A 20,506-nucleotide genomic window follows, 5' to 3' on the forward strand; every position below is an offset into this window, starting at 1 on the left:
GCGGGCGCATCAGGACAATTCATGTTTGGATTTTTACGTAGTTACTTCTCGAACGACCTGGCGATCGACCTGGGTACCGCGAATACGCTGATTTACGTGCGCGGCCAGGGCATCGTGCTGGACGAGCCGTCGGTCGTGGCGATCCGCCAGCAAGGCGGCCCCAACGGCAAGAAAACCATCCAGGCGGTCGGCAAGGAAGCCAAGCAGATGCTGGGCAAGGTGCCCGGCAACATCGAGGCGATCCGCCCGATGAAGGACGGCGTGATCGCCGACTTCACCGTCACCGAGCAGATGCTCAAGCAATTCATCCGCATGGTGCACGACTCCAAGCTGTTCCGCCCCTCGCCGCGCATCATCATCTGCGTGCCGTGCGGCTCGACCCAGGTGGAACGCCGCGCGATCCGCGAATCGGCGCTGGGCGCCGGCGCTTCGCAGGTGTACCTGATCGAAGAGCCGATGGCGGCCGCGATCGGTTCCGGCCTGCCGGTCTCCGACGCCACCGGCTCGATGGTGGTCGACATCGGCGGCGGCACCACCGAAGTGGGCATCATCTCGCTGGGCGGCATGGTCTACAAGGGTTCGGTGCGCGTGGGCGGCGACAAGTTCGACGAAGCCATCGTCAACTACATCCGCCGCAACTACGGCATGCTGATCGGCGAACAGACCGCCGAAGCGATCAAGAAGGAAATCGGCTCCGCCTTCCCCGGCTCCGAAGTCAAGGAAATGGAAGTCAAGGGCCGCAATCTGTCCGAAGGCATCCCGCGCTCGTTCACCATCTCCAGCAACGAAATCCTGGAAGCGCTGACCGACCCGCTGAACAACATCGTGTCGGCCGTCAAGAACGCGCTGGAACAGACCCCGCCGGAACTGGGCGCCGACATCGCCGAAAAGGGCATGATGCTGACCGGCGGCGGCGCGCTGCTGCGCGACCTGGACCGCCTGCTGATGGAAGAGACCGGCCTGCCGGTGATCGTGGCCGAAGACCCGCTGACCTGCGTGGTGCGCGGCTCGGGCATGGCGCTGGACCGCATGGACAAGCTGGGCTCGATCTTCTCGGCTGAGTAATTTACCTGCGCCGGTACCCAGGTGCCGGCCCTCACTTCTCCGGCGGAGATGTCCGCCGGAACCACCGGGGAACCGATACGTTCGATATGACGCAGTTCACACCGACTTGCCCACAGGCGCGGATCTCCATTCCGCCCGGGGTGCAGGCTCGGCTGCGGGACTGTGGCGCATCGGCCTCCCTTTTTATACCGTTCACGACGCAGGAAATGAGTGCCTCGTCCTGCAGTTGGCCGCATCCGTCGGCCCTGCGGCCGGCCTGACGCGATGGAAATCCCACCACTCTTCAAGCAGGGCGCCTCCGCCCGCCTGCGCGTTACCGTATTCGCGCTGCTGTCGGTCGTGATGCTGGTGGTCGATGCCCGCATGCACGTGCTGGGCACGCTGCGCCAGGGCATCGGCACCGTGCTCTATCCCTTCCAGCGGGTGGCGATGATGCCGCGCGACGCCGCCGTCAGCGTGGCCGACTATTTCTCTTCGCTGACCGCCCTGCAGAAGGAAAACCAGGTCTTGCACCAGCAGCAGACCGTCAATGCGCAACTGATGCAACAGGCGCGTCAACTGGTGGCCGAGAACGCGCAGTTGCGCAAGCTGCTGGACATGCAGCAGAAGGTGCCGGTCAAGTCGCTGGTGGGCGAGATCCTGTACGACGCCCGCGACCCCTTCACCCGCAAGGTGATCCTCAACCGCGGCTCGCAGCAGGGCGTGGCGGCCGGCCAGCCGGTGATCGACGATGTCGGCATCGTCGGCCAGGTCACGCGGGTGTTCCCGTTCACCTCCGAAATCACGCTGCTGACCGACAAGGACCAAGCCATCCCCGTGCAGGTGCTGCGCAACGGCCTGCGCAGCGTGGCCTACGGCCGCGGCCAGACCGGCGTGCTGGACTTGCGCTTCATGCCGGCCAACGCCGACATCCAGAAGGGCGACACCCTGGTGACCTCGGGCATCGACGGGGTCTATCCGCCCGGCCTGTCGGTGGCGACCGTGGCGCTGGTGGAGACCCGCTCGGCGGATTCCTTCGCGCGCATCGTCTGCCAGCCGCTGGCCGGCATCGACCGCCATCGCCAGTTGCTGGTCCTGCTGGTCGAGCAGAACCTGCTGCCGCGTCCCGAGCCGGACGCCACCGATGAGAAATCCGCCAAGCTGTTCAAGCGCCGCCTGCGCGACAGCACTCGCGACAGCAGCGGCGACGACGCCAACGCCACGCCCAAGGGCAACGTCTCCGAAGAGCGCAAGGGCGCGGACAAGGTGACGCCACCCGCTGCCCCGGCCGCCGCGCCGGCCCAGTCCGACGGCAAGGAAAAAGCCCGATGAACGATCCGCACTACATCCTGCTGCCGGCCAACCCGCTGTTCATCGCGTTCAGCCTGCTGGTGGCCTTCCTGCTCAACCTGATGCCTTGGGGGCAGATGATCGGCGTGCCCGACTTCGTGGCGCTGGCGCTGGTGTTCTGGAACATCCACCAGCCGCGCAAGGTCGGCATCAGCGTGGCGTTCCTGATGGGCCTGCTGATGGACGTCAACGGCGCCACGCTGCTGGGCGAGAATGCCCTGGCCTACACGCTGCTGTCGTACTTCGCGATCATGATCCACCGCCGCGTGCTGTGGTTCCCGCTGCGCACCCAGGCGCTGCACGTGCTGCCGCTGCTGCTGCTGGCGCAGGCGGTGCAACTGCTGATCCAGCTGCTGGTGACCGGCAAGTATCCGCACTGGTTCTACTTCAGCGAGAGCGTGATCTCGGCCATCCTGTGGCCGCTGGTCAGCGCGCTGCTGCTGGCGCCGCAGCGCCGCGCGATCAATCGCGACGATAACCGTCCCATCTGACGGCCTGAAACAGTTCATCACAGGCGCCAGGCAGCATGACCGAATTCAAGAACACCGCGCACGAACTGAAGCTGTTCAGGCTGCGCCTGCTCGCCGTGAGCGTGCTGGTGCTGGTCTGCTTCGGGCTGCTGCTGGCGCGCTTCCTGTGGCTGCAGGTGGTGCGCCATGACGCCTACGCCGCGCAGGCCGAGGAAAACCGCATCTCGGTGGTGCCGATCGTGCCCAACCGCGGCCTGATCCTGGACCGCAACGGCGTGGTGCTGGCGCGCAACTATTCGGCCTACACGCTGGAAATCACGCCCTCCAAGATCAAGACCAACATCGACGACCTGATCGACGAGCTGGGCACGCTGGTGGAGATCCAGCAGCGCGACCGCCGCCGTTTCCGCCGCCTGCAGGAAGAATCCAAGAATTTCGAAAGCGTTCCCATCCGCACCCGCCTGACCGACGAGGAGGTGGCGAAATTCACCGCCCAGCGTTATCGCTTCCCCGGCGTCGAGGTGCAGGCGCGCCTGTTCCGCCAGTACCCGTACGGCAAGACCGCCGCCCACGTGATCGGCTACATCGGCCGCATCAGCGCCCGCGACGCCGAGCGCATCGCCGACTCCGACGACGAGGCCAACTACAACGGCACCGACTACATCGGCAAGGAAGGCCTGGAAAAGAGCTACGAAAGCCAGTTGCACGGCACCACCGGCTACGAGGAAGTGGAAATCTCGGCCAGCGGCCGCGCCGTGCGCTCGCTCTCGCGCACCCCGGCCACGCCCGGCAAGAACCTGATCCTGTCGATCGACATCGAGCTGCAGAAGGTGGTGGAAGAAGCCTTCGGCGACCAGAAGGGCGCGCTGGTGGCGATCAACCCGGCCACCGGCGATATCCTGGCCTATGTCTCGCAGCCGTCCTACGACCCCAACCTGTTCGTCGAAGGCATCGACCAGCAAAGCTGGGACGAGCTGAACAAGTCGCCTGACCGGCCGCTGCTGAACCGGCCGCTGTCGGGCACCTATTCGCCCGGCTCGACCTACAAGCCGTTCATGGCGCTGGCGGCGCTGGAGCTGGGCCGCCGCCGTCCGCAGGATGCCATCCGCGACCCCGGTTTCTTCGTGCTCGGCAACCACCGTTTCCGCGACGACAAGGAAGGCGGCCACGGCGTGGTCGACATGTACCGCTCCATCGCGATCTCCTGCGACACCTATTACTACATGCTGGCCAACGACCTGGGCGTGAACGCGATCCACGACTTCATGAAGCCGTTCGGTTTCGGCCAGATCACCGGCATCGACCTGGAACACGAGCGCAGCGGCATCCTGCCCTCCACCGAGTGGAAGCGCACCGCCTTCAGGAAGCCCGAGCAGAAGCGCTGGATCGCCGGCGACACCGTCTCGCTGGGCATCGGCCAGGGCTACAACAGCTTCACGCCGCTGCAACTGGCGCAGGCGACCTCGATCCTGGCCAACAACGGCGTGGTGATGAAGCCGCACCTGGTCAAGATCATCGAGGACGGCGTCACCCACGAGCGCACCGAGACCGTGCCCAAGGAAAGCTACCGCATCCCGCTGAAGCAGGAGAACGTCGACTTCATCAAGCGCGCCATGGTCGGCGTGGTCAAGGAAGGCACCGGCCGGGCGGCGTTCCAGGGCGCGCCTTACGAGTCGGGCGGCAAGACCGGCACGGCGCAGGTGGTCAACATCGCCAAGAACCAGAAGTACGACTCCAAGAAGCTCTCGCGCATCTATCACGACAACGGCCTGTACATCGGCTTCGCCCCGGCCGATGCGCCGCGCATCGCCATCGCCGCGGTGGTCGAGAACGGCGGCTGGGGCGCCGGCGTGGCCGCGCCGCTGGTGCGCAAGGCGATGGATTACTTCATGCTGGGCAAGCGCCCCAACGAGCCGATCAAGTCGGTGGCGCCGGCCGATACCGCCGTCGAAGCGCCGGCCGAGGACAGCGGCGGCACGCCCGCCGTCCCGCCCCAGCCAGATGCGCAGCAGGAGTGAGCGTGCGCATCGTTTATCATCCCCATGCGCGCCGCACCTGCGTCGCCGACCAAGCGAGGGAGCCGGCATGAGCCTGCAACGTCCGCCCCTGTGGCAAATCATCAAGCCGCACCTGACGGTGTTCGACGGCGCGTTGTCGCTGATCGTGTTCCTGATCCTGTCGGTGGGCATCGTCACCCTGTACTCGGCCGGGATGAACTTCCCCGGCCGCGTGGAAGACCAGCTGCGCAACATCCTGATCGCCTTCATCGTCATGTGGGCGGCCGCCAACGTCTCGCCGCAACTGCTGCTGCGGCTGGCGGTGCCGGTCTATACGGTGGGCGTGACGCTGCTGATCGCGGTGGCGCTGTTCGGCATCATCAAGAAGGGCTCGCGCCGCTGGCTCAACATCGGCATGGTGGTGCAGCCCTCCGAAATCATGAAGATCGCCATGCCGCTGATGCTGGCGTGGTACTTCCAGAAGCGCGAAGGCATGCTGCGCTGGGATGCCTTCCTGGTGGCGACCATATTGCTGCTGATCCCCGGCTTCCTGATCATCCGCCAGCCCGACCTCGGCACCGGCCTGCTGGTGCTGGCCGCCGGCTTCTACGTGATCTTCTTCGCCGGCCTGCCGTGGAAGGTGCTGGTGGGGCTGTTCATCGCCGGCGCCGCCAGCCTGCCGGTGGTGTGGTCGTTCATGCACGACTACCAGCGCCAGCGCATCATGATGCTGATCGACCCGACTTCCGATCCGCTGGGCAAGGGCTTCCACATCATCCAGTCGACCATCGCCATCGGTTCCGGCGGCATCACCGGCAAGGGCTGGCTGATGGGCACGCAGACCCACCTCGAATTCATTCCCGAGCGCACCACCGACTTCATCTTCTCGGTGTATTCGGAAGAGTTCGGCCTGATCGGCAATATCGTGCTGCTGGTGCTTTACCTGCTGCTGATCGGGCGCGGCATGATGATCACCGCCAATGCGCCGACGCTGTTTACGCGCCTGCTGGGCGGCGCCATCACGATGATTTTCTTCACTTATGCCTTCGTCAACATGGGCATGGTCAGCGGCATCCTGCCGGTGGTCGGCGTGCCGCTGCCGTTCATGAGCTATGGCGGCACCGCGCTGGTGACGCTGGGGCTGGGGGCGGGGATACTGATGAGCATCCAGCGCCACCGCAAGCTGGTCCAGACCTGACGCCCTTCTAGCCGTCTTCTGTTGTCTCAATGGCAATCAGGGGCGCTCCAACGATGAACTTATGTCGTTGGCTGCTTGTCAGCCATGCGGCAACGCACTCTGGTATCGTTGCGAAAAATTCCAGCCGGAGATAGGAATGCACACCATATCGTTCGAATCGCATCGCACGGCCTTCCGCCTGCGCGTCTTGCGCGCGGCGGCGCTGGTCCTGCCGGTGCTGCTGGCGGCCTGCGGCACCACGCCGCCGCCGGCGCGCCAGACGACTGCCCAGGCGCCGGTCAAGGCCGGCGGCGGCGCCCGTCCGTCCAATGTCCCCGCCTTGCCGGCGGCCGGCTCCGGACGCGGCGGCTATTACAAGGATGACGGTCCGGGCGACCACATCCCCGACGGCCTGCTCGACGTGGCCGATGCCGAGCCGCAGGTGGAGCCGGTCTCCAAGGCCGCCACCAGGCCCTACGTGGTATTCGGCAAGACCTATGTGCCGATCACCGACAACCAGCCCTTCATCCAGCGCGGCATCGGCAGCTGGTACGGCAAGAAGTTCCACGGCCAGAAGACCTCTTCCGGCGAGCTGTACGACATGTACAAGATGACCGCCGCGCACCCGACGCTGCCGATCCCCTCCTATGCCCGCGTCACCAACCTGAAGACCGGCAAGCAGGTGATCGTGCGCATCAACGACCGCGGGCCGTTCCACTCCAGCCGCATCATCGACCTTTCCTACACCGCCGCGCTGAAGCTGGGCTATCTCGGTTCCGGCAGCAGCGAACTGGAAGTCGAGCGCATCCTGCCCGAAGAGGCGCAGCGCATGGCCGACGCCCGCCGCAACGGTACCGCGCCGGCGGCGGCCGATCCGATCAACGCGGTCGCCGAGAACGGCGCGGGCATCGCCACCGGCGCGGTCGCCATCAATTCGGTCACGGCCCAGAGCCTGCCGCCGCAGCCGACGGTGGCCGCGGTGCAGCCGATCAACGCCACGACATCGACTTCCGCCAACGGCGCCGGCATGGCCGGTGGCGGCGGCATCATCAACGCGGTCGCCAGCGGTTCCTCGCCGTCGCCGGCCATGCCCCAGGCGGTACCGCTGACGGCCGGCTATTACCTGCAGTTCGGCGCCTATTCGCAAGAGGCCAACGCCTTGCAGGCGCGCGACAAGCTGATGCCGAGCCTGTCGGGCATCGTCGACAACCTGCAGGCGGTGCAGGTCAACGGCCTGTATCGCCTCTACGCCGGCCCGTACCCGACCCGTCCCGACGCGCAGAATGCGGCCTTGATGGTGCGCCAGCGCAGCGTCGGCGCGCCGTTCGTGGTCGAGCGCTGAGGCGGGGCAAGCCTATGCATCCTTACCTCGCGCTCGGCATCGCCATCGTGTCCGAAGTCATCGCCACTTCCGCGCTGCGCGCTTCCGACGGTTTTTCGAAGCTGTGGCCTTCGCTGATCGTGGTGGCCGGCTATGGCCTGGCTTTCTTTTTCCTGTCCGTCACGCTCAAGTCGATTCCGGTGGGCGTGGCGTATGCGATCTGGTCAGGCCTGGGCGTGGTGCTGATCTCGCTGGCGGCCTGGGTGTTGTTCGGCCAGAAGCTGGACCTGGCGGCGATCGTCGGCATGGGTTTGATTGTCGCGGGCGTGCTGGTGCTGAACTTGTTTTCCAAGTCTTCAGCACATTAGTTTTTGATTATTCGTTTTTCAATTCCAGCGCGCGCTCATAGAGCGCGTTTTTTTTCTGCCCGGTGATTTGCGCGGTAAGTGTGGCGGCTTGCTTGACCGGCAACTCTTCCAGCAGGATGCGCAGGATGCGTTCGGCGTCGGCCTGGTTGCCGTCGGACGGCGGCGCTCCCTGCACCAGCACCACGAATTCGCCGCGCTGGCGGTTGGCGTCTTCCTCCAGCCACGCCGGCGCTTCTCCCAGCGGGCAGCGGTGGATGCTTTCGAACAGCTTGGTCAGTTCGCGCGCCAGCACCACCTGGCGCTGCGGTCCGAACACCTGCAGCATGGCTTGCACGGTCTCGACGATGCGGTGCGGCGCTTCATAGAACACCAGCGCGGCCTGCATCGAGGCCAGTTCCTGCAATGCCGTCTCGCGCTGGCGCGCCTTGGACGGCAGGAAACCGACGAAGTGGAAACGCTGGTCGTCCAGCCCGGACGCCGACAGCGCCGTCACCGCCGCCGATGCGCCCGGCAGCGGCACCACTTGCAGGCCGGCCGCGCGCACCGCGTCGACCACCCGCGCGCCGGGATCCGACACCGCCGGCGTGCCGGCATCCGAGACCAGCGCGATGCGCTCGCCCTGGCGCAGCCGTTCGACGATCCTGGCGGCGGCTTCGCGCTCGTTGTGCTCGTGCGCCGCCAGCAGGGTCTTGGACAGGCCGTAGCGCTGCAGCAACTGGCTGGTGTTGCGGGTGTCCTCGCACGCCACCGCATCGGCGATGGCCAGCACGTGCAGCGCGCGCAGGGTGATGTCGCAGGCATTTCCGATGGGCGTGGCCAGCACATATAATGCCGACACCGGATAGTTTTGCTGTGCGGCATCAGACAGGATGGCGGCGGCGGCGCTGGTGTTCTGGTTCATTGGAGGAGGCGGGATGTTCACTGGATTCAAAAAAATGGCCGCGCTGGCGGGTTTGGCCGGCGGCCTTGGCGGATTCTGGATGCCGGTTTGGGCGGCAGCCCCGACAGCCGACAGTGTACCTCTGCTGGCACAAGCTGAGACGAACGCGCCGCAGGCTACTTCACCCGAATCCGCTCCGGTGCGCATGGCGCTGCTGCTGCCCAACCGCGGCGGCATGTTCGGCGCCGCGGCCGATGCCGTGCGCAGCGGCGTCCTGGCGGCCTATTCGCGCCAGAAGGAAAACATCCAGCTGGTCGTGGTCGAGACCGGCGACTCGGTGCCGGACATGCAGCGCGCCTATGACGACGCCTCCGCCAAGTTCGACATCCTGATTGGCCCGCTTTCTCGCAGCGCCGTCACATCCGTCATCCAGAGCGGGCGCGTGGCCAAGCCGACCATCGCGCTGGCCCAGCCCGATCTGCCCGGCGAGGCCGAGGCGCAGCTGCCGCCGATGATGCTCACCGTCGGCCTCTCGATCGACGACGAGGCGCGCCAGGTGGCCAATTGGGTCGAGAAGGAAAAGGCGCCCGGCAAGATCTTCGCCATCTCCACCGCGGTGGCCTGGCAAAAGCGTGCTGTCCGTTCCTTCCAGGCCCGGGCGCGCCAGCTCGGGCTGCAGGTCGACACGCTGGAACTGAGCACGCCCGGCAATGCCCTCTCCGCGCCGGGCCTGGCGCAACTGGCCAAGCGCATCGAACAGGAAAAGCCGGCGTTGATCTTCGCCGCGCTCGACGCCGGCCAGGCGGTGCAGCTGCGCAGCGCGGTCGGCACCGAACTGCCGTTCTACGGCACCTCGCAGATCAACCCCTTCACGCTCAACCGCGACAATCCCAACGACAAGATACCGGAGCTCGATGGCGTCAAGCTGATCGACCTGCCCTGGCAACTGGAACCCGACAACGTCGCGGTGGCGCGCTATCCGCATCCGGCCGGCAATGACGGCGACCGGCCCAATCCGGACCTGGCCCGCCTGTATGCGCTGGGCATCGACGCTTACCGCATCGCCTATGGAATTTCCCGGCAGCAGTCCGGTTTCGACCTCGACGGCGTCACCGGCCGCCTCAATGTCAACATGGCCAGGGGCGGTTCCACCTATTTCCAGCGCCAGGAAACCCAGGCGGTGTACCAGGACGGCCTGCCGGTGCCGACCGCCGACCAATACTGAGCGCGCCATGGGTTTGTTCGACGCCTGGCGCCGCCCGTCGGAGGCGTCCGGTCCTGACTCCCGGACCGGACGCCAGCGTACCGGCGCCGCCGCCGAGGATGCGGCGCTGGCCCATTTGCGCGGCCACGGCCTGGTGCTGGTGGAGCGCAATTTCCGCTGCAAGGGCGGCGAAATCGACCTAGTCATGCGCGACGGCGATGCACTGGTGTTCGTCGAGGTGCGCGCCCGCGCCAGCCGTTCGCACGGCGGCGCCGCGGCCAGCGTCACGCCGGCCAAGCAGCGTCGCCTGATCGTCGCCGCGCAATCGTTCCTGCAGCGTTATCCGTCGCCGCCGCCATGTCGTTTCGACGTGGTGGGTTTCGATGGTCCGGAAGTGGAATGGCTGCGCAACGCCATCGAGGCATAGGCGCTGTTCCGGCGGCGCAAGCCGCAACGGCTCGTCTCCGGTATCCGGCCGCGTCAGGCGGTATCATGTGGAGCGGAATGCCGTGAAACGTTTTCTTTACGGTTCATGCGCGGCTTGGTGCCGCGCAACTCAACTATAATCGCAAGCACTATGACAAATCCCCGCATCCTCGCCCATTTCCAGGAAAGCGCCGACCTGAAGATGAAGGCAGCCAGCGTACTGGCGCAACCGATCGAACAGGCGATTGAACTTATGTTTACCGCGCTGTCGAATGGCAACAAGATTCTTGCCTGCGGCAACGGCGGTTCGGCCGCCGACTGCCAGCATTTCGCGGCCGAACTGGTCGGGCGTTTCGAGCGTGAGCGCCTGCCGCTGCCGGCCATGGCGCTGACCACCGACACTTCCATCCTGACCGCGGTCGGCAACGATTACAGCTACCAGGAAATCTTCTCGAAGCAGGTCCAGGCCTTCGGCCAGGCGGGCGACATCCTGCTGGCGTTTTCCACCTCGGGCAATTCGGGCAATGTGCTGGCGGCCATCGAAGTGGCTCATGAGCGCGACATGCGCGTCATTGCCCTGACCGGCAAAGGCGGCGGCGCCATCGGCAAGATCCTGAACGACACCGATGTCCACATCTGTGTGCCGCATGACCGTACCGCGCGCATCCAGGAAGTGCATCTGGTGACCTTGCACTGCATTTGCGACGGCATCGACGTCGCGCTTTTTGGAGATGATGCGAATGAGTGATACACGATCGATGTTTGTCAGGATGCGCCGCCCGCTGGCGGCAGTGGCCCTGGGCGGCATGCTGGCCCTGAGCTTGCAGGGCTGTTTCGCGGTGTTCGCCGGCGGCGCGCTGGCCACCACCTTCGCTGCCACCGATCGCCGCACGCTGGGCGCGCAGACTGAAGACAAGGCGATCGTGGTCAAGGGCGAGGCCCGCATTCCCGACGTGGTGGCCGCCGGCTCGCACGTCAATGTGACCGCCTTCAACCGCAAGGTGCTGCTCACCGGCGAAGTGCCGGACGAGGCATCCAAGGCCGCCGCCGAGCGCGAGGCCAAGGCGATCACCAACGTCGACACCGTGTACAACGAGCTGGCCATCGGCCCGGCTTCCAGCTTCGGCTCGCGTTCCAGCGATGCGCTCATCACCAGCAAGGTCCTGGCCAGCCTGGTGGATGACAAGACGCTGTACTCCACCGCCTTCAAGATCACCACCGAGCGCGGCATCGTGTACATGATGGGCCGCGTGACCCAGCGCGAAGGCCAGCTCGGCGCCAAGATCGCCAGCGGCGTGTCGGGCGTGCAGAAGGTGGTGACGCTGTACGAGTACATCACTGAAGAAGAACTGCAGGAATACCAGCGCAAGCCGGCCAGCGAGAACAAGGCTTCCAGCTGAACCGGGTCAACCCCGCCTGACCTGCATCAAACCGCCGGCTCGTCCGGCGGTTTTCACATCCGCCGGCCCGCCGCAGGAATCGGCCGGCGCGATTATAATGACTGGGTTACCCTTTCCCGGCGCCGGCCCCATGTTGCCGTCGCGACATTGACGTCCGGATAACGGACGCCGGGGAGCAGCCCGCCATTGGAGCAAGCCCATGTCAGCACCCGCCACATCATCACGCAGCAGCCTTTGGATCAAGATCGCCGGCCTGGCCGTGGTCGTGGCCATTGCCGCCTTCGCCTATTTCAAGATGAGCGCCGGCAACGCGGCGCCCGACGTCACCTTTACCCGGCTCGATGGCCAGCAGGTCGCGTTGAAGGACCTGCGCGGCAAGGTGGTGATGGTCAACTTCTGGGCCACCAGTTGCACCACCTGCGTGGGCGAGATGCCGAAGATGATCGAGACCTACAACAAGTACAAGGAGCGCGGCCTGGACTTCGTTGCCGTGGCCATGAGCTACGATCCGCCGAACTATGTGCTGAACTACACCGAGACCCGCAAGCTGCCTTTCCAGGTGGCGCTGGATACGCAGGACAAGCTGGCCCAGGCCTTCGGCGACGTCAAGCTGACCCCGACCACCTTCGTCATCGGCAAGGACGGCAACATCATCAAGCGCTATGTCGGCGAGCCGCAGTTCGCCGAGCTGCACCAATTGCTGGAGAAGGAACTGGCCAAGGCCTGAACCCGGGTTGTTCCGACCCTGAAAGAAAACGCCGGCAATCGCCGGCGTTTTTGTTAGGGCGGCAGGGAGCCGCGCCGCATCCCATGGCAAGCGCCGTCAACGCGCCGCGACGGCCGGCGTACCGTTTTCCAGCCGGAACACGCTGACCGCCTCCGACAGCGCCGTAGCCTGGTCCTGCATGGCCTTGGCCGCGGCCGCCGCTTCTTCCACCAGCGCGGCGTTCTGCTGCGTGGCCTGGTCGATATGGGTGATGGCCAGGTTGACCTGTTCGATGCCGTCGCTTTGCTCCTGGCTGGCCGCGGTGATCTCGCGCACGATGTCGGTCACGCGCGCCACGCTGGCGACCACTTCGCTCATGGTGGCGCCGGCCTGTTCGACCAGCCTGCTGCCATCATCCACCTGCTGCACCGAATCGTCGATCAACTGCTTGATTTCCTTGGCCGCCGAGGCCGCGCGTTGCGCCAGTGTGCGCACCTCCGAGGCGACGACGGCGAAGCCGCGACCCTGTTCCCCGGCGCGCGCCGCCTCCACCGCGGCATTCAAGGCCAGGATGTTGGTCTGGAAAGCGATGCCGTCGATCACGCCGATGATGTCCGCGATCTTCTGCGAAGAGGCATGGATCGACCCCATGGTCGCCACCACGCGGCCCACCACGTCGCCGCCCTGTTGCGCCACTTCCGAGGCCGAGGTGGCCAGCTGGTTGGCCTGGCGCGCGTTGTCGGCGTTCTGCTTGACGGTGGAGGTCAGCTCTTCCATGGCTGAAGCGGTTTCCTCCAGCGAACCTGCCTGCTGTTCGGTGCGCGCCGACAGGTCCATGTTGCCGCTGGCGATCTCGCGCGAGGCGGTGTTGATGGTCTCGGTGCCCACGCGCACGCGGCCGACGATGTCGAGCAGGTTGTTGTTCATGGTGCGCAGCGCCGCCAGCAGTTTGCCGGTCTCGTCGTTGGTGTCGCTGGCGATGTGGGAGGTCAGGTCGCCGGCCGCCACGGTCTGGGCGATGTTGAGCGCCTGGTTCAGCGGCCGCGTGATGCTTTGCGTGAGCAGCCAGGCCAGTGCCGCGCCCAGCGCCAGTTCGATCAGCCCCAGTACCAGCAGCAGGTTGCGGCCGGAACGGTAGTTGCCGTTGATGTCGGCGGCGGCCTTGTCGATCAGCTGCTTCTGGAAGTCCGAATACCGCAGCACGCCGTTGGCGTAGGCATCCATCATCCTGACCAGTTCGCCGTCGGTCAGGGTGCGCGCCTGCTCGGCGTCGCCCGCGGCCTTCATGTCGAAGATGCGCTGGCGCATGTCGCGGTAGCCGGCGCGCAGCTTGCCGACTTCATCGAACAGGCGTTTCTCGTCGGCGCTGGCGATGGCCGACTCGACGCGCTTCTGCAGTTTGCTGATGTTGGCCGATTCGGCATCGATCTGGCCCTGGAAGAATTTTTGGAAGGCGGCGTCGTCGCTCTTCATCACCGCGAAGGTGCGCACGCCGTTGGTCTTGATCGCCGCATGCCATTGCTCGGCATCGCGCTCTTTCTGCAGGGCGACGCTGACCATGTCTTCGGTGGCGTCGCCGATGTTTTCCAGGCGCCAGACCGCGATCCCCACCATCACCGCCATGAGCATCAGCAATGAAATGAAGCCGATGGCCAGGCGTACGCCTATCTTGAGATTTTTCATCCCTGTCTCCCTCGTGTTGCGGCCCTTGTTCTTGTCGTTTGGTGCGGGCCGGTCGATTATGGCGCGGGCAGCGTAACTACCGCATGTCGGTTTAGCGTAACACAGGGAGGCGTATTTGCGAGCGCAATAATCGTTGTGGCGCAATGCGGCAACACAGGAGGATGGCGCCGGGTAGCGGGAGCGGGAAGCGTCTCAATGCGCGTGCCGGCGCGCCGCCACTCCGCCGGGCAGCAGCACGCACAGCGCGGCGCAGAAGATCAGCGCGAATCCCCACAGGTCGGAGGCGTCCGGGCGTTCCCCCAGCAGGACGACGGCGCCGCAGATGCCGACCACCGGCACCAGCAGCGTGCCCAGCGAGGCCACGCCGGCCGGCATGCGCGCCACGATGTTGAACCAGAGGAGGTAGCCCAGCGCCATGCCGAACAGGATGTGATACCCCAGCGCCGCCAGCACTTGCGGCGCCAAGCCGTGCCAGTGCGGCCAGCCTTCGAAGCTGAGCAGGCCGGTCAGCGCCACCAGCGCGCCGATCAGTAATTGCCATGCGGCTACCGCCAGCGGTTCGGAGCGCAGTCGCGCCCACTTGGTGTAGACGGTGCCGGCGGCCCAGGTGAGCGCAGCCGCCAGCGCCAGCAGCACGCCTTGCGGCATGCCCTTGCCCAGCAGCGGCCACAGCAGGACGGCCAGCCCGCCGGCTCCCAGCAGCAAACCGCAGGCGCGCAGCCGGTCCAGCCGTTCGCCCAGCGCGATGCGGGCGAACAGCACCGACCAGAGCGGCATCGAATAGGTGATGATGGCCACGCGCGAAGTGGCCGCGCCGAGCTGGGCGAAGGTCAGGACGATGTTGAACACGGCCACGTTGAGCAGCCCGGCTACTGCGATATGCATGCGTTCGCGTCCCGAGCGGATCGCCAGTTGGCGTCCCCGCAGCAGGCCCAGCGCGAACACGGCGCAGGTCGCCGCGCTCAGGCCAATGCTGCGCAACGCCCAGGGCGAGACGCCCGACAAGGCCACCTTCACCGCTGGCCAGTTCAGGCCCCACAAGATGCCCAGCAGCACCAGCATGGCTTTGGACTGGCCGTGCTGGCCGGCCGGCGCGGCGCCGTTCATGGCCCGGTTACCAAACCATATCCGCATCCAGCGGATAGATCGGACGGCGCACCTTCTTGATCGGGAACAGCCTGAGGTTGGCGCTGGTCGGCCCGCCGCTGTCCGAATCGCATTCCACCAGGCCGCGGCTGATCGGCACGAATACCGGGCGGCAGTACATGCGCGACTTCAGGATCAGGAAGGATTGCGCCGCCGGATCCAGCCCGAGGCTGGTGAACACGCCCAGGTCGTAGGGTTCGACGCGCTCCTCGGTCACCACGATACGGGCGCGCCCGATGTCGAGCAGCACGCTGCGTCCCATCTGTATCGTCGAGCCGGTATAGATCGGCCCGGTCACGGTGAACTTGCCGTCGGTGATCGCCGCCACCTTGCCGGTCAGCACCGGCGGCACCTTGGTGATTCCCTGTTGGGTCAGCGGCACCTTGTTGCCCACGGCCAGCGTGACGGTGGCGCCCAGTCCCGCTTCGACCATCTGCGCCACCGCTTCCGGGTCGCTGATAGGGCCGACCGCGATGCCGTCCAGCCCCGCCTCCAGCGCCGCTTCCAGCACATCCATGGTGTTGCAGGTGCCGCCCGACATCACGTTGTCGCTATGGTCCAGCAACAGCACCGGGCCGCTGCCGCCACCTTGGCTGCGCTCTCTGGCCTGCGCCAGCGACTGCTTCAGCGGCAGGCTGTCGTAGACGAAGTCGTCGCGCTCGGTCCACATCTGGCGCGCGATCTTCTCGGCCACGGCATCGGCCAGGATGTTGTCGTTCTCGGTGACCACCACCACCGACATGCCGGCATCGCGGAAGTCGGACAGCGGGAAGCCCGCCAGCACCGATACCGCCAGCACGCCATCCTGCCTTTCCGCCGCCTTCGCGGCTTCCACCGCGCGCTGCATGGCCGAGGCCGAGGTGTTGCTGGTCAGCGTGGCCGACAGCAGCGGCAACTGGCGCCAGGCGAGCAGGGGTTTGGATTTTCCATGCAGCAGGTCGACCAGCAAACGGCCGGCATGTTCGCCGGTCTCGTACATGTCGATATGCGGATAGGTCTTGAAACTGACGATGATGTCGGCGTGGTCCACCATCTTCTGCGTGACGTTGCCGTGCAGGTCCAGCGCCACCGCCATCGGCGTATCGGGCGCGACGCGGCGGATGCGTTCGAGCAGGGCGCCTTCGCCATCGTCGGCATTCTCGGCCACCATGGCGCCGTGCAGGTCGAGCATGATGGCGTCGCAGCCCTGTTCGATGGCGCGCACGATGCCGTCGCACATCACGGTGTAGGCATCGGCCGCCACCGCGGCGCTGGGATTGGCCCAGGCCGCCAGCGGCGTGACGATCTCGGCGCCGAGCCTTTCGGCGATGTCGAGGAAGGCGCCCATCGCGGTGCGCGCGCCTTTCTGGTCGCGGTAGGCGGCTGCGTCCCATTGCGGGGCGAAGGCATCGAGCGGCGTGGGAATCGGCGAGAAGGTATTGGTCTCGTGATTCATGCGGGCAATCACGATCTTTGCGATCTTCGGTTTCATGGACATCCTTAGTCGTTGACTACGCCGGCGCTGGCCAGCATGGCCTGCAGCAGCACGTTGCAGCCGGCTTCCAGGTGTTCCGGCTTGGCGTCTTCGATCTCGTTGTGCGATACGCCGTCCTTGCACGGCACGAAGATCATTCCCGACGGCGCCAGGCGCGCGGTGTAGATGGCGTCATGGCCGGCGCCGGAGACCACGTCCATGGTCTTGTAGCCGAGCGCGCCGGCGGCCGCGCGCACATTGCCTACGCAGTCCGGATGGAAGGGGCAGGGCGGGTAATAGGACACGCGCTCCAGCTCGATCTTCAGGCCGGTGCGCTGGCGCGTTTCCTCGATGAAGGCCAGCATGTCCTGGTGCATCCTGTCGAGCAGTTCGTCGCTGACGTTGCGCAGGTCGATCGAGAACTTCACCTGGCCCGGGATCACGTTGCGGCTGTTGGGCATCACCTGCACCGAACCGACCGTGCCGCGCCCGTAGGGCGGATAGCGGTTGGCGATGGCCACCGTCTCCTGCATGATGTAAGTCGAGACCTGCAGCGCATCCTTGCGGATGGCCATCGGCGTCGGGCCGGCGTGCGATTCGAAACCGGTCACCGTGCAGTCGTACCACGACAGCCCCAGCACCGCCGGCACCACGCCGATCACGGTGTCGGCGTTTTCCAGCACCGGCCCCTGCTCGATGTGCGCCTCGTAGTAGGCGCCGATGGGATGGTCGCCGCATTTCTGCTCGCCGATGTAGCCGATGCGCGCCAGCTCGTCCTTCACCTTCTTGCCGTCGGTGTCGGTGGCGTTGTACGCATGCTCCAGCGTGAAGGCGCCGCAGAACACGCCCGAACCCATCATCACCGGCACGAAGCGCGAGCCTTCCTCGTTGGTCCACACCGCCACCTCGATCGGCGCCTCGGTCCGGATATTGTGCCGGTTCAGGGTACGCACCACCTCGATGCCGGACAGCACGCCATAGTTGCCGTCGAACTTGCCTCCGGTCGGCTGCGTATCGATGTGCGAGCCGGTCATCACCGGCGGCAGGTCGTTGTTGCGGCCGGGGCGGCGCATGAAGATGTTGCCTATCTGGTCCACCACCACGCTCATGCCTTCGGCCCTGGCCCACGAGGAGACCAGGTCGCGGCCCTGTTTGTCGAGGTCGGTCAGCGCCAGCCGGCATACGCCGCCTTTGGCGGTGGCGCCGATCTGTCCCAGTTCCATCAGCGAATTCCACAGGCGCTTGCCGTCGATGCGCAGGGTGTTTGTTTGGATTTTCATGTCCATGATGCTTTCCTTGTTGTCTAGTGCGGTGCACCTTCGATACGGCCTGCGGCCTACTCAGGCCGAACGGTAGTCAAACATCCCACTACCGTTCGACCTGAGTAGCTGCGCAGCAGCGTATCGAAGGCGCATCGTCGTCATGCCGCCAGGTTCACGCCCAGGTAGCGGTCCTTCACGCCATCGTCGGCCAGGAACTCGGCATTGCTGCCGCTGTAGGCGATGCGGCCCTGTTCCACAATGTAGTGGCGGTCGGCCAGTTGCGTGCACACTTCCAGGTTCTGCTCGACCAGGATGATGGACATCCCGGTGGCCTTGATCAGCTTGATCTGCGCCACGATCTCATCGACGATCACCGGCGCCAGGCCTTCCACCGGCTCGTCCAGCATCAGCACCTTGGGATGGGTCATCAATGCGCGCGCGATCGCCAGCATCTGCTGCTCGCCGCCGGAGAGCTGGCCGCCGCCGTTCTTGCGGCGTTCCTTCAGGCGCGGGAAGATCTTGTACACGTCTTCCAGGCCCCAGGCCGATTCCTTGCGCGCCGCCATCTTGAGGTTTTCCTCTACGGTGAGCAGCTTGAAGATGCCGCGATGCTCCGGCACCAGGCACACCCCGCGCGCGGCGATCTTGTAGGCCGGCAGGCCGCTGACCTGCTGGCCCTCGAACAGCACGCGTCCCTGCGCCGGCGGCACCACGCCGACGATGCTCTTCAACGTGGTGGTCTTGCCGGCGCCGTTGCGGCCCAGCAGCGTGACCACCTCGCCGGCGTCCACTTGCAGCGACACGCCTTGCAGGATGTGGCTCTTGCCGTAGTAGCCATGTACGTCTTCCACTTGCAGGATCATGCCTTGCCTCCGGTAATCATGCTGCCGAGATAGGCGCGGCGCACGCGCTCGTCGTTGCGGATCTCGTCTGGTTTGCCTTGCGCCAGGATCTGCCCCAACTGCATCACGGTGATGCGGTCGGAAATGTCCATCACGATATCCATGTTGTGCTCGATCAGCACCACCGTGTAGTCGTCGCGCAATGAATGGATCAGGTGTTTCATGTCGGCGATGTCGTCGATGCCCATGCCCGAGGTCGGCTCGTCGAGGAAGATCACCTTGGGCCGGCCGGCCATGGCCATGCCCACTTCCAGCCGGCGCTGCTGGCCGTGCGACAGTTCCGCGGCCACGCGCTGCGCCACGCCCTGCAGCGACAGGCGCGCCACCAGCTGGTCGGCCAGTTCGCAGGCGGCGTGCATCTGCTCGGCGCGTTTCCATGGATTGAGCGCGGCCAGCGGGTTGCGGCCCTGCGCGGCCAGGCGCAGGTTTTCCCATACGCTCAGGTTGGGGAACAGGCTGGTCACCTGGAACGAGCGCGCCAGGCCTTTCTTGACGCGCTTGTAGCCGGGCAGGTGCGCCACTTCCTCGCCTTCCACGCGGATGCTACCTTCGGTGATCGGGGTGGTGCCGGTCAGCGTGTGGAACAGCGTGGTCTTGCCGGCGCCGTTGGGTCCGATCACCGAATGCACGGTGCCGGGCATGATGTCCAGCGTGATGCCGTTGACCGCGGTGAACTTGCCGTAGCGCTTGGTGACGTTCACCGCTTGCAGGATGGGGGCGCTCATGAATGCTTCTCCTTGGCGGTGGCTTTGACGGCGCCCTCGGGTTTGGCCGGGCGCACCGCATCGACCAGTTTCATGGCCAGGCCAAACAGGCCCTTCTGCATGTACAGGCTGACCGCGATCAGCAGCAGGCCCAGCAGCATCAGCCAGCGCGGCCACAAGGTGGAAAGCCAGTTGCCGGCCAGCACGTAGAACGAGGCGCCCAGTACAGAAGCGAACAGGTTGCCGGTGCCGCCGATGACGGTCATGATCAGGATGGCTTCGCTGGTGTGGTACTCGATGTTGGACAGCGGCGCCACGCCGGTCATCATCGCGTGCAGGCCGCCGGCCAGGCCGGTCACCGCGCCTGAGATCACGAAGGCGGCCAGCTTGAGCAGGCGGATGTCGTAGCCCACCGCCGAGGCGCGCGCCTCGTTGTCGCGCACCGCCAGCAGGGTGCGGCCCAGCACCGAATCGACCACCCGCTGCAGCAGCCAGAACACCAGCACGAACAGGACCGCCACCACCGTGTAGTACTGCCACGAGGTAGCGGTCGGCAGCAGCGTCTGGCCGAACACGGACAGCGGCGGGCGCGGGATGTCGAGCAGGCCGTTGTCGCCGCCGGTGACGTCCTTCATCGTGTAGGCGAGGAAGTAGAACATCTGGGCGAAGGCCAGCGTCAGCATCACGAAGTAGGTGCCGCGCTGGCGGATCGAGAACCAGCCCACCAGCAGCGCGGCGATGGCGCCGCCCAACGCGGCCATGGCCAGCGCGGGCAGCAGCGGCGCCTTCAGGTGCAGCAGCACCACGCCGGCGGTATAGCTGCCCACGCCGAAGAAGATGCCCTGGCCGAACGACATCAGCCCGGTATAGCCCAACAGCAGGTTGCAGCCCAGCGCGGCCAGCGCGAACACCAGCACTTCGGTGGCCAGCGTGCCGGAGGTCAGCGCCAGCGGCAGCAGCAGCGCGACCGCGGCGGCCAGCAGGGTATAGCGGAAATGCGCGATATGTTTCAT

20 protein-coding genes are annotated in these 20,506 nt (G+C 65.9%); 12 read left to right on the forward strand and 8 right to left on the reverse strand.

Annotated elements, in window-relative coordinates; genetic code table 11:
• The first annotated feature begins 21 nt into the window (after positions 1–21).
• From J7548_RS06160 to J7548_RS06190, 7 genes are all read left to right on the forward strand, one after another.
• Positions 22–1,065, forward strand: a complete 1,044-nt coding sequence (locus J7548_RS06160) for a rod shape-determining protein (RefSeq protein ID WP_290971836.1) — start codon at positions 22–24, stop codon at positions 1,063–1,065.
• 264 nt (positions 1,066–1,329) lie between these two features.
• Positions 1,330–2,376: a rod shape-determining protein MreC gene (gene mreC / locus J7548_RS06165; protein WP_290971839.1), complete on the forward strand. Its 1,047-nt coding sequence runs from the start codon at positions 1,330–1,332 to the stop codon at positions 2,374–2,376.
• A complete protein-coding gene (mreD, locus tag J7548_RS06170; RefSeq protein WP_290971842.1) occupies positions 2,373–2,885 on the forward strand; it encodes a rod shape-determining protein MreD in 513 nt (170 codons plus the stop codon). The genes mreC and mreD overlap by 4 nt, the downstream gene beginning before the upstream one ends.
• Before the next feature lie 35 nt (positions 2,886–2,920).
• Positions 2,921–4,882 (forward strand): penicillin-binding protein 2, encoded by a 1,962-nt coding sequence (mrdA, locus tag J7548_RS06175; protein WP_290971845.1) that lies wholly within the window; start codon positions 2,921–2,923, stop codon positions 4,880–4,882.
• A gap of 67 nt (positions 4,883–4,949) precedes the next feature.
• Positions 4,950–6,059, forward strand: a complete 1,110-nt coding sequence (rodA, locus tag J7548_RS06180) for a rod shape-determining protein RodA (RefSeq protein WP_290971848.1) — start codon at positions 4,950–4,952, stop codon at positions 6,057–6,059.
• 136 nt (positions 6,060–6,195) lie between these two features.
• Positions 6,196–7,380: a septal ring lytic transglycosylase RlpA family protein gene (locus J7548_RS06185; protein WP_290971851.1), complete on the forward strand. Its 1,185-nt coding sequence runs from the start codon at positions 6,196–6,198 to the stop codon at positions 7,378–7,380.
• A gap of 14 nt (positions 7,381–7,394) precedes the next feature.
• Positions 7,395–7,727, forward strand: coding sequence for an SMR family transporter (locus J7548_RS06190; protein ID WP_290971853.1), 333 nt, complete (start codon positions 7,395–7,397; stop codon positions 7,725–7,727).
• Between the two features lie 7 nt (positions 7,728–7,734).
• Here the strand turns inward: J7548_RS06190 and rsmI are convergent, their stop codons facing one another.
• The gene (gene rsmI, locus J7548_RS06195) at positions 7,735–8,628 is read right to left on the reverse strand and encodes a 16S rRNA (cytidine(1402)-2'-O)-methyltransferase (protein WP_290971856.1); all 894 of its coding nucleotides are present in this window, start codon (positions 8,626–8,628) and stop codon (positions 7,735–7,737) included.
• Positions 8,629–8,812: 184 nt separating this feature from the next.
• Between rsmI and J7548_RS06200 the strand changes: the two genes are divergently transcribed.
• From J7548_RS06200 to J7548_RS06220, 5 genes are all read left to right on the forward strand, one after another.
• Positions 8,813–9,832 carry a penicillin-binding protein activator gene (locus tag J7548_RS06200; protein WP_290971859.1) on the forward strand — a complete coding sequence of 340 codons (1,020 nt, stop codon included), beginning with the start codon at positions 8,813–8,815 and terminating at the stop codon, positions 9,830–9,832.
• A 7-nt stretch (positions 9,833–9,839) separates the two neighbouring features.
• Positions 9,840–10,238, forward strand: coding sequence for a YraN family protein (locus J7548_RS06205; RefSeq protein WP_290971861.1), 399 nt, complete (start codon positions 9,840–9,842; stop codon positions 10,236–10,238).
• 150 nt (positions 10,239–10,388) lie between these two features.
• Positions 10,389–10,985 carry a phosphoheptose isomerase gene (locus J7548_RS06210; protein WP_290971862.1) on the forward strand — a complete coding sequence of 199 codons (597 nt, stop codon included), beginning with the start codon at positions 10,389–10,391 and terminating at the stop codon, positions 10,983–10,985.
• Positions 10,978–11,637, forward strand: a complete 660-nt coding sequence (locus J7548_RS06215; protein WP_290971864.1) for a BON domain-containing protein — start codon at positions 10,978–10,980, stop codon at positions 11,635–11,637. The genes J7548_RS06210 and J7548_RS06215 overlap by 8 nt, the downstream gene beginning before the upstream one ends.
• A 199-nt stretch (positions 11,638–11,836) precedes the next feature.
• Positions 11,837–12,364 (forward strand): TlpA disulfide reductase family protein, encoded by a 528-nt coding sequence (locus J7548_RS06220; RefSeq protein WP_290971866.1) that lies wholly within the window; start codon positions 11,837–11,839, stop codon positions 12,362–12,364.
• 96 nt (positions 12,365–12,460) lie between these two features.
• Here the strand turns inward: J7548_RS06220 and J7548_RS06225 are convergent, their stop codons facing one another.
• The 7 genes from J7548_RS06225 to J7548_RS06255 all read right to left on the reverse strand — a co-directional run bounded on the left by J7548_RS06225 (position 12,461) and on the right by J7548_RS06255 (position 20,506).
• Positions 12,461–14,026 (reverse strand): methyl-accepting chemotaxis protein, encoded by a 1,566-nt coding sequence (locus J7548_RS06225; RefSeq protein ID WP_290971869.1) that lies wholly within the window; start codon positions 14,024–14,026, stop codon positions 12,461–12,463.
• A 192-nt stretch (positions 14,027–14,218) separates the two neighbouring features.
• A complete protein-coding gene (locus J7548_RS06230; protein ID WP_290971872.1) occupies positions 14,219–15,133 on the reverse strand; it encodes a DMT family transporter in 915 nt (304 codons plus the stop codon).
• A 7-nt stretch (positions 15,134–15,140) separates the two neighbouring features.
• Positions 15,141–16,643 (reverse strand): M81 family metallopeptidase, encoded by a 1,503-nt coding sequence (locus J7548_RS06235; RefSeq protein ID WP_290971874.1) that lies wholly within the window; start codon positions 16,641–16,643, stop codon positions 15,141–15,143.
• 8 nt (positions 16,644–16,651) lie between these two features.
• Positions 16,652–17,911 carry a Zn-dependent hydrolase gene (locus J7548_RS06240; RefSeq protein WP_290971877.1) on the reverse strand — a complete coding sequence of 420 codons (1,260 nt, stop codon included), beginning with the start codon at positions 17,909–17,911 and terminating at the stop codon, positions 16,652–16,654.
• A 134-nt stretch (positions 17,912–18,045) separates the two neighbouring features.
• A complete protein-coding gene (locus J7548_RS06245; protein WP_290971880.1) occupies positions 18,046–18,750 on the reverse strand; it encodes an ABC transporter ATP-binding protein in 705 nt (234 codons plus the stop codon).
• Positions 18,747–19,514: an ABC transporter ATP-binding protein gene (locus J7548_RS06250; protein WP_290971883.1), complete on the reverse strand. Its 768-nt coding sequence runs from the start codon at positions 19,512–19,514 to the stop codon at positions 18,747–18,749. The genes J7548_RS06245 and J7548_RS06250 overlap by 4 nt, the downstream gene beginning before the upstream one ends.
• On the reverse strand, positions 19,511–20,506 hold the full coding sequence (locus tag J7548_RS06255) for a branched-chain amino acid ABC transporter permease (RefSeq protein WP_290971886.1): 996 nt from the start codon (positions 20,504–20,506) through the stop codon (positions 19,511–19,513). Before J7548_RS06255 ends, J7548_RS06250 begins: the two co-directional genes overlap by 4 nt.

The organism is Herbaspirillum sp., from assembly GCF_017744395.1.
Lineage (GTDB): Bacteria > Pseudomonadota > Gammaproteobacteria > Burkholderiales > Burkholderiaceae_D > Herbaspirillum.

Bases quoted from the DNA above. Each gene is read 5' to 3' on its own strand.
- mrdA (WP_290971845.1), top strand. From the start codon at position 2,921: ATGACCGAATTCAAGAACACCGCGCACGAACTGAAGCTGTTCAGGCTG.
- J7548_RS06255 (WP_290971886.1), bottom strand. From the start codon at position 20,506: ATGAAACATATCGCGCATTTCCGCTATACCCTGCTGGCCGCCGCGGTC.
- J7548_RS06200 (WP_290971859.1), top strand. From the start codon at position 8,813: ATGGCGCTGCTGCTGCCCAACCGCGGCGGCATGTTCGGCGCCGCGGCC.
- J7548_RS06210 (WP_290971862.1), top strand. From the start codon at position 10,389: ATGACAAATCCCCGCATCCTCGCCCATTTCCAGGAAAGCGCCGACCTG.
- rsmI (WP_290971856.1), bottom strand. From the start codon at position 8,628: ATGAACCAGAACACCAGCGCCGCCGCCGCCATCCTGTCTGATGCCGCA.
- J7548_RS06235 (WP_290971874.1), bottom strand. From the start codon at position 16,643: ATGAAACCGAAGATCGCAAAGATCGTGATTGCCCGCATGAATCACGAG.
- J7548_RS06225 (WP_290971869.1), bottom strand. From the start codon at position 14,026: ATGAAAAATCTCAAGATAGGCGTACGCCTGGCCATCGGCTTCATTTCA.
- J7548_RS06220 (WP_290971866.1), top strand. From the start codon at position 11,837: ATGTCAGCACCCGCCACATCATCACGCAGCAGCCTTTGGATCAAGATC.
- J7548_RS06250 (WP_290971883.1), bottom strand. From the start codon at position 19,514: ATGAGCGCCCCCATCCTGCAAGCGGTGAACGTCACCAAGCGCTACGGC.
- J7548_RS06185 (WP_290971851.1), top strand. From the start codon at position 6,196: ATGCACACCATATCGTTCGAATCGCATCGCACGGCCTTCCGCCTGCGC.
- mreC (WP_290971839.1), top strand. From the start codon at position 1,330: ATGGAAATCCCACCACTCTTCAAGCAGGGCGCCTCCGCCCGCCTGCGC.
- J7548_RS06190 (WP_290971853.1), top strand. From the start codon at position 7,395: ATGCATCCTTACCTCGCGCTCGGCATCGCCATCGTGTCCGAAGTCATC.
- J7548_RS06160 (WP_290971836.1), top strand. From the start codon at position 22: ATGTTTGGATTTTTACGTAGTTACTTCTCGAACGACCTGGCGATCGAC.
- rodA (WP_290971848.1), top strand. From the start codon at position 4,950: ATGAGCCTGCAACGTCCGCCCCTGTGGCAAATCATCAAGCCGCACCTG.
- J7548_RS06215 (WP_290971864.1), top strand. From the start codon at position 10,978: ATGAGTGATACACGATCGATGTTTGTCAGGATGCGCCGCCCGCTGGCG.
- J7548_RS06245 (WP_290971880.1), bottom strand. From the start codon at position 18,750: ATGATCCTGCAAGTGGAAGACGTACATGGCTACTACGGCAAGAGCCAC.
- J7548_RS06205 (WP_290971861.1), top strand. From the start codon at position 9,840: ATGGGTTTGTTCGACGCCTGGCGCCGCCCGTCGGAGGCGTCCGGTCCT.
- mreD (WP_290971842.1), top strand. From the start codon at position 2,373: ATGAACGATCCGCACTACATCCTGCTGCCGGCCAACCCGCTGTTCATC.
- J7548_RS06230 (WP_290971872.1), bottom strand. From the start codon at position 15,133: ATGAACGGCGCCGCGCCGGCCGGCCAGCACGGCCAGTCCAAAGCCATG.
- J7548_RS06240 (WP_290971877.1), bottom strand. From the start codon at position 17,911: ATGGACATGAAAATCCAAACAAACACCCTGCGCATCGACGGCAAGCGC.